The 6,027-nt window shown below is 75.4% G+C and carries 2 protein-coding genes; both read right to left on the reverse strand.

Going from position 1 to position 6,027, the window contains the following annotated elements:
• A partial coding sequence (locus ACH4U7_RS52950; protein ID WP_398534904.1) for a type I polyketide synthase occupies positions 1 to 1,864 on the reverse strand: 1,864 nt, incomplete at its 3' end.
• 20 nt (positions 1,865 to 1,884) lie between these two features.
• The coding region (locus ACH4U7_RS52955; protein ID WP_398534905.1) for a KR domain-containing protein at positions 1,885 to 6,027 on the reverse strand (4,143 nt) is incomplete at its 5' end.

The following is a 6,027-nucleotide window of genomic DNA, read 5'->3' on the forward strand; positions in this document are numbered from 1 at the left end:
TGGTGTCGGTGCCGCGTAGTACGTCGGTGAGTGACCAGTCGATGTGTGGTGTCAGGGCGTGTTCGCATTCGGCGATGCGGGTGGCGAAGACGGGGGAGGTGTCGAGGAGTTCGACGCCCATGCCGCGCCATTGGGAGCCTTGCCCTGGGAAGACGAAGACGGGGCCCTGTTCGGGGTCGAGGGCGGTGCCTTGGGTGAGGTGGGGGTGTTCGGTGCCGGTGGCCAGGGCGTCGAGCGCGGCGAGGAGGCCGGGGGTGTCGGTGCCGGTGATCACGGCGCGGTGGTCGAAGGTGGTGCGGGTGGTGGCCAGCGACCACGCCACGGAGGCGGAGTCGGTGGTTGCGGCGTCGGCGAGGGTCTCGGACAGGCGGCGTGCCTGTTCGGCCAGGGCCTGCGGGCCGCGCGCGGAGAGCGTCAAGGGGACCACGCCGCCCAGGACGGCGGGTTGAGCGGGACGTGGCTCCTGCGGCTCGGGGGGTGCCGGGGCCTCTTCCAGGATGACGTGGGCGTTGGTGCCGGAGATCCCGAACCCCGACACCCCGGCCCGGCGCGGGCGTTCCTCCGTCTGTGGCCAGTCGACCGGCTCGGTCAGCAGGCGCAGTTCGCCGCCGCTCCAGTCGATGTGGGGGGTTGGCTCGTCGGCGTGGAGGGTGGCGGGCAGCACGCCGTGCCGCATCGCCATCACCATCTTGATGACGCCCGCGACCCCCGCCGCGCCCTGCGTGTGGCCGATGTTGGACTTGAGCGAGCCCAGCCACAGCGGCCGGTCGGCGGGCCGGTCCTCCCCGTAGGTCGCCAGCAGGGCGTCCGCCTCGATCGGGTCGCCCAGCGTGGTGCCCGTGCCGTGCGCCTCCACCGCGTCGACCTGGTCGGCGGTCAGCCGGGCGTTGGCCAGCGCGGCGCGGATGACGCGCTGCTGCGAGGGACCGTTGGGGGCGCTCAGGCCGTTGCTGGCGCCGTCCTGGTTGACGGCCGAGCCACGGATGACGGCGAGCACCTGGTGGCCGTTGCGGCGCGCGTCGGAGAGGCGTTCCAGCAGCAGCAGGCCCGCGCCCTCGGAGAAGCCCGTGCCGTCGGCGGCGGCGGCGAACGGCTTGCACCGTCCGTCCGGCGCCAGGCCGCGCTGCCGGGAGAACTCCGTGATCACGTTCGGGGTCGGCATGACCGTCACGCCGCCCGCCAGCGCCAGCGAGCACTCGCCGCCGCGCAGCGCCTGGACCGCCAGATGCATCGCCACCAGCGACGACGAGCACGCGGTGTCCAGCGTGACCGCCGGGCCTTCGAGGCCGAGGGTGAACGCGATGCGGCCGGAGACGACGCTGAGCGCGTTGCCCGTCAGCAGGAAGCCCTCGGCGCTCTTCTCGACGTGGGGCGTGCCGAAGCCGGGAACGCCGCAGCCCGCGTAGACGCCGGTGGCGGAGCCCTTGAGGGTGGCCGGGTCGATGTGGGCGCGCTCCAGCAGTTCCCACGCGGTCTCCAGCAGCAGCCGCTGCTGCGGGTCCATGGCCAGGGCCTCGCGCGGGCTGATGCCGAAGAACGCCGCGTCGAAGGTGTCGGCGTCGTGGAGAAAGCCGCCCTCGCGGACGTACGCGGTGCCGGGGTGGTCGGGGTCGGGGTGGTAGATGCCGTCCAGATCCCAGCCACGGTTGGCGGGGAAGGGGCCGATGGCGTCGGTGCCGCTGTCCACCAGCTGCCACAGCTCCTCGGGGGAGGCGACACCGCCGGGGTAGCGGCACGCCATGGAGACGATGGCGATGGGCTCCTGCTGGCGCTCCTCGACCTTGCGCAGGCGCTGGCGGGCCTCGCCGAGGTCGAGGGTGACGCGCTTGAGGTACTGGCGCAGCCTATCTTCGGTGGCTGACATGGTTTCTCCGTCACTCCCCGTCAGGACGAGCCCAGTTGCTGGTCGATGAGGGCGAACATCTCGTCGTCCGACGCCGACGCGAGCGCCTCGCCGTCGATGCCCGCGCCGTCTCCCCGGCCCTCCAGGCGGGCGAGCAGTGCGTGGAGCCGGCCCGCGATCGTCTCGCGGGACGTGCCGTCCACCGTGTGGCCGCTGAGGGTGGACTCCAGCCTCGTCAGGTCGTTCAGGATCGGCGCGAGGTGATCGGCCCGCGCCGGTGGTTCGGAGGCGGGCCGGTCGGCCGGGGCGAGCTTCTGCTCCAGGTAGCGGGCCATGGTCCCGGCGTCGGGATAGTCGAAGATCAGGGCGGCGGGCAGCCGCAGCCCGGTGGCCATCGAGAGCCGGTTGCGCAGCTCGACGGCGGTGAGCGAGTCGAAGCCCAGCTCCTTGAAGGAGCTGTCCGCCCGCACCCCCGAGGGGTCGCTGCGCCCGAGGACGGTCGCCGCGTGCATGCGTACCAGGGTGAGCAGTTCGCGGTGGCGCTCTGCCTCGGTGAGCGCGGCGAGGCGGCCGGCCCAGTCGACGGGCCGCGCGGCGGCTGCGGTGGGCCGGGCCGGGGCCCCGGCGGCGGCCAGGCCGCGGAGCAGGGCGGGCACCGCGTCGGAGGGCGGTGAACCCAGGGCTCGGGAGTTGAGGTCGAGCGCCAGCGTGGACGCGGCGCCGTGGCGGTGGGCGGCGTCGAAGAGGGCCAGCGCGGTGGGGGTGGACAGCGGGGTGAAGCCGGTGCGGTTCATGCGGGCGAGGTCGGCCTGGCCGAGGTCGCCTGACATGCCGCTGCTGGCCGCCCACAGGCCCCAGGCGATGGAGGTGGCGGGGAGGCCGGTGTGGTGTCGCCTGGTGGCGAGGGCGTCGAGGTAGGCGTTGGCAGCGGCGTAGTTGGCCTGTCCTGGGCTGCCGAGGGTGCCGGCGGCGGAGGAGTAGAGGGTGAACAGGGCCAGGGGGAGGTGGCGGGTGGCCGTGTCCAGGTTGGCGGCGGCCGTCGCCTTGGCCGCCCACACCGCCGCCAGCCGCTCCGGCGTCTGCGCCGTCAGCACGGCGTCGTCCAGCGCCCCCGCCGCGTGGACCACGCCGGTGAGGGGGTGGTCGGGGTCGATTCCGTCGATGACGCCGCGCAGGGCGGTGGGGTCGGCGGCGTCGGTGGCGGTGATGGTGACGTGGGCACCCAGGGTCTGCAGCCTGTCGCGGAGTTGTGCGGCACCGGGGGCGTCGGGTCCGCGTCGGCTGAGGAGGTGGAGGTGCGTGATGCCGTGGGTGGTGACGAGGTGTTCGGCGGTCAGGGCGCCGAGGGTGCCGGTGCCGCCGGTGATGAGGACCGTCCCGTCGGGGTCCGGCGTGCGCGGGATGTCCAGCACCACCTTGCCGGTGTGCTTGGCCTGGCTCATGTGGCGCAGCGCCTGCCGGGCCTTCGCCAGCGGCCACGCCTGGACGGGCTGCGGCCGGAGGGTGCCCTCGGCGAAGAGGCCGGCGAGCGTGCGCAGCATCTCCCCGACGTGATCCAGACCGGCATCGGGCACCAGGTCGTAGGCCCGGTAGTGAACGCCGGGGTGGGACGCGGCGATCTCCTCCGGGTGGCGGATGTCGGTCTTGCCCATCTCGATGAACCGGCCGCCGTCGCCGAGGAGTCGGAGTGAGGCGTCGGTGAAGTCGCCGGCGAGGCTGTTGAGGACGACGTCGACCTGGGGGAAGGCGTCTTCGAAGGCGAGGTCGCGGGAGGAGGCGCGGTGGTCGGCGTCGATGCCCATGGCGTCGAGGACGTGGTGTTTGCCGGGGCTGGCGGTGGCGTAGACCTCGGCGCCGAGGTGGCGCGCGATCTGCACGGCCGCCGTGCCCACGCCTCCCGTGGCGGCGTGGATCAGGATCTTCTCGCCCGCCGCCAGGCCGGCGAGGTCCACCAGCCCGTACCAGGCGGTGAGGAACGTCGTGGGGACCGCGGCCGCCTGCTGGTCGGTCCAGCCGGGCGGGACCGGCACGACCGCGCGGGCGTCGGCGACGGCGACGGGGCCGAAGGCGCCCTCGAACAGGCCCAGTACGCGGTCGCCGACGGCCACCGAGGTCACGTCCCCGGCCACCTCCAGGACGACACCCGCGCCCTCACTGCCCCGGAAGGTGCCCTCGTCCGGGTACATCCCGAGCACGATCAGCACGTCGCGGAAGTTGACCCCGGCGGCGCGCACCGCGATCCGCACCTGGCCGGGCGCCAGCGGCTCCAGCGCCTCGGGGCAGGGCACGACCTCGACCCCGTCGACCGTGCCCGAGCCGCCGGACGCGAGCCGCCAGGCCCGCTCACCCGGCGGCGGCACCAACTCCGGCGCCGCCGCCCGCTCCAGGCGCGGCACCAGCGCGTTGCCGCCGCGCACCGCCACCTGCGGCTCGTCCAGCGCGACCGCGCGCCGCACGGCGTCCAGCAGCTCGGCAGGACCGGTGCCGCCGTCGATGTCGCAGAGCAGGAAGCGGCCCGGGTTCTCGGACTGGGCGCTGCGCACCAGTCCCCACACGCTCGCCGCCGCCGGGTCGGGGCCGTCGTCGGCGTCCCCGGACCCGGGCGCGATCCCGCCCCGGGTGACGAGCACCAGCCGGGCGTCGGCCAGCTCCGGCTCCTCCAGCCACCGGCGGGCCAGTGACAGCACGCCGGTGGCGGCGGCGAGCGCCCCGTCCGCCGACTCCGGGTCGCCGCCCGGGACGCCCGCGAGCACGGTGGCGGGCGTCGCGGTGGCGAGGAGCAGTTCGTCGATGCCCGCGTAACGCGCAGGGCCGGGCCCGGACCGCGAGGCGCGGAAGGGGAACGGGAGCGGGTCGTCGTCGCTGCCCAGGACCGCCAGGTCGCCGGTGTCGGGCGCGGGAATCTCCGCCGGCGGCAGCGGGGTCCACGCCACCGTGTACAGCCCGTCCACCCGCCGGGCGCCCGCTTCGCGGAGCTGGCGGGCGCTCGTCGCGCGGACCACCACGGCGTCGGCGCCGAGCACGGCGTTGCCTGCCGCGTCGGCCAGCAGGAGCCGGAAGCCGTGCTCCTGCGGCGACATGCGGACCCGCGCGGCGCGCGCGCCCGTGGCGTAGAGGGTGACGCCGCTCCACGCGAACGGCAGCCGCAGCTGCCCGTCGCCGCCCCGCTCGGCGTCCAGCGCCACCGGGTGCAGGGCCGCGTCCAGCAGCGCCGGGTGGATGCCGAGGCCGCCCGCGCCCTCGTGTGCCGCCTCGGGCAGCGTGACCTCGGCGAGCAGGTCCTCGCCGTGGCGCCAGGCGGCGGTCAGGCCCCGGAACGCCGGGCCATAGCCGTACCCCAGCGCCTCGGCGCGGTCGTAGAAGCCGTCCACCGCGACCGGCTCGGCGCCCGGCGGCGGCCAGGCCCCCGCCAGCGACGAGCCCGCCGGGTCAGGTTCCGGGGCCGCCGGGGCGAGATACCCGGTGGCGTGGCAGGTCCAGGGGGCGGAGGCCTCCCCGTCGGGGCGGGAGTGCACGCCCACCTCGCGGCGGCCGTCCTCGCCCGGGGCGTACGCCACGACCTGCACGCGCAGCCCGCCGGACGCGGGGAGCGCCATCGGGACCTGGAGCGCCAGCTCCTCGACACCGCCGCAGCCCGCCTCGTCGGCCGCCCGCAGCGCCCACTCGACCAGGGCCGCGCCCGGGACGAGAGTGGCCTCGGCGACGACATGGTCGGCGAGCCAGCCGCCGCCGCTTCCGGCGGCGGGGAGGCGGCCGGTCATCACCAGGCCGCCGTCGGCGAGTTCGACGGCGGCGCCGAGCTGCGGGTGCGCCACCGAGGTGAGCCCCGCGCTGCGCAGGTCGCCCGGTCCGCCGTCCACGCGCAGCCAGTAGGGCTGGTGCTGGAAGGCGTAGGTGGGGAGGTCGATGGTGTGGGCGGTCGGGTGCCAGGGGGTCCAGTCGACGGGGGTGTGGGTGGTGTGGAGGGTAGCGAGGGCGCGGGCGAGGGCGTTCGTCTCGGGCTGGGTGCGGGTGAGGGTGGGGATGAGGACGGGCGGGTGCGCGGGCGGGGTGTCGAGTGCGTCGAGGGTGTGTTGGGCGCCCGGGATAAGGACGGGGTCGGGGCCGATTTCGATGTAGGCGGTGGTGTGGGGTGCGGTGTGGGTGATGGCGGGGTGGAAGTGGACGGGTTGGCGGATGTGGTT

It is taken from the genome of Streptomyces sp. NPDC020845, from assembly GCF_044334165.1.
Classification (GTDB): domain Bacteria; phylum Actinomycetota; class Actinomycetes; order Streptomycetales; family Streptomycetaceae; genus Streptomyces.